The organism is Candidatus Sarmatiella mevalonica (assembly GCF_016751895.1).
GTDB lineage: Bacteria > Pseudomonadota > Alphaproteobacteria > Rickettsiales > Rickettsiaceae > Sarmatiella > Sarmatiella mevalonica.
This window is the reverse complement of sequence record NZ_JACVVM010000107.1, coordinates 1-2,386: the sequence shown is the minus strand read 5'-3', so window position 1 is coordinate 2,386 and position 2,386 is coordinate 1. Positions and strand designations below refer to the sequence as shown.

Below are 2,386 nucleotides of genomic sequence, written 5' to 3'. Positions count from 1 at the left end.
GCCTACGACTCTTTTATCCCAGATTTTTTCTAGCTTCTTTATTATTATTTCAAACTTTTCTAGCTCCATGCCAAATAATCTTAAAAAAACTCTTGGATGTTTAGCAATTTTACTGTATCTTATCATTGTGTGTAGTCTCTTGTTGGTTAAAAATCAAGTTCTATACACGCTTTATAAAAAATATCAATCCCTCCCTGTCAGTAATTTCCAATTCTATATACTTACGCAAGAGGTCTAATTATCTTATTATATATAAATAATCTTAAAAAAATTCTTGGATGTTTCCTGATTTTTGTGTATGATATTGCCATATATGGAGTAGTTTTGTGCTAAAATAAACTCCATATATACCTTCTGTCTTGAAAAATCAAGACCTCTTTCTATCATTAGGCGATATATTCTCACTTACGCAACAGATCTACTATAAATTCAATAGAGAGTCTTAATAAGAAGATTAGAAAAGCTACTAAGAACAAACGGTCATTTGAAAAAATTGATCGATTATTAGATTATCTTTTTGTAATTATTAAGGATTTTGAGGTTGAGAGTTAGATGAAATATCCAGTCTCCGCTTGGACACACGCGCGCAAAACATTTTCATCCATTGCTCACAAACGCATAAAAATAGGCTCGCTTCTCTGCGGCTCCCATTTATCCATAGAGCGTTCCAAAGCACAAAAACTGCGCGCATCTCTATCAATACCTAACTGCTCTAACATCTTCGACGCCCCATCTGGAATAAATGGCTGTAGATAAGTTGCGATGTATCGCAGCACTTCTAACAAAACATATAAGGTTTGCAACATTTTATTACGGTCTGTCTTCTTTGAGTCCCATGGAGCTTGATGTTCGATATAAGCATTAGCTTCATCGGCTAAATACACTATTCTCTCTAATACTTTATTAATTTCAAACCCACTCATCAACTCAAACGCCTCATCTTTTAACGCGTACGCTAAATTCAGTAGTGCGCGACTTTCATCATCCACCTGCGCAACATCTATCTCTGGCACTTGCCCTCCATTGTTCACGTGCAAAAAGGAGAGAGTTCTGTGCAATAAATTACTAATTTTGTTCACTAACTCTGTGTTATAACGATTAATCAAACTCTCTCTGTTATAATCACCATCTGACCCAAAGGTAATTTGACGCATTAAAAAATAACGCACACAATCTACCCCAAACTCACCTACAAGTTCTATAGGATTTATTGCATTTCCCAAGGATTTAGAAATCTTCTGTCCATTATTAGTCCACCACCCATGCGAAACAATGCGTTTAGGCAATTCAATGCCAGCGCCCATCAACATCGCTGGCCAATATACAGCATGAAAGCGAATGATGTCCTTGCCAATCACGTGCACCGCTGGCCAAAACTCACGATATAAACCATCCCCCTCACTACCCACATGATAGTTTAATGCTGAAAGATAATTAGTTAATGCATCAATCCAAACATATATCACATGCTCTGGGTCGGTGGGCACTCTTATTCCCCAATCAAAATTAGTGCGAGAAATAGATAAATCTTGCAAACCGCTCTTCACAAAACTTATAATCTCATTCCTACGGGATGTTGGGAAAACGAAGTGCGGATGCTGTTCGTAGAATTCCAGCAGCCTTTCTTGAAAAGCGGATAATGCAAAAAAATAACTAGGCTCTTTAATCCACTCTACATCTGCACCACTAGGCGCCTTACCATCTGACGTTAACTCTGACTGATCATAAAAAGCTTCGTCTCTCATGCAATACCAGCCTTCATAGTGCCCCCTATAGATATAGCCATTACGTTCTAATCTATTCCATATCTCACAAACACCATCCTTATGTCTAGTTTGAGTGGTGCGTATAAAGTCGTCATTAGAGATGCGCAGCGTGCTATTCAACTCTATAAAGCTTGAGGCGTGGGCATTAACAAATTTTTGAACTGGTATATTTTTTAATTCCGCTGATTTCTGGATTTTTTGCCCATGCTCGTCTGTGCCAGTTAAAAACCTCACGTTTAAACCGGATAAACGCATAAAACGCGCCACAACGTCAGAAGCGACGTTAGTGTAGGCATGACCTATGTGTGGCACATCGTTTACATAATAGATAGGGGTGGTGATATAGTAAGATTGTTGTTGCATTGTGTATAGAATAAAACATTCGTCAAGTATTATTTTTTATAACTATAGCTTAACACTTAGTTTTTGCAATTACTCTCTCAACTCAAACTCTTTTTTAGAATCTAACCCTTAGTACCGGACACATAGTTGCTTAAGCTTTGAATTTAAAGGATTGTTAGACATAATAGATCTGAAGAAAAAATCAAAAATTTCGATGAATTTTGATTGCATTAATATTTTTCTTAAAAAAGTAAGTCCATATGAAAATATAGAAAATA

The 2,386-nt window shown here is 36.6% G+C and carries 1 protein-coding gene; it reads right to left on the bottom strand.

Annotated elements, in window-relative coordinates:
• Positions 1-608: 608 nt before the first annotated feature.
• Positions 609-2,129, bottom strand: a complete 1,521-nt coding sequence (metG, locus tag Sarmat_RS06520) for a methionine--tRNA ligase (protein WP_202149950.1) — start codon at positions 2,127-2,129, stop codon at positions 609-611.
• Positions 2,130-2,386: the final 257 nt, after the last annotated feature.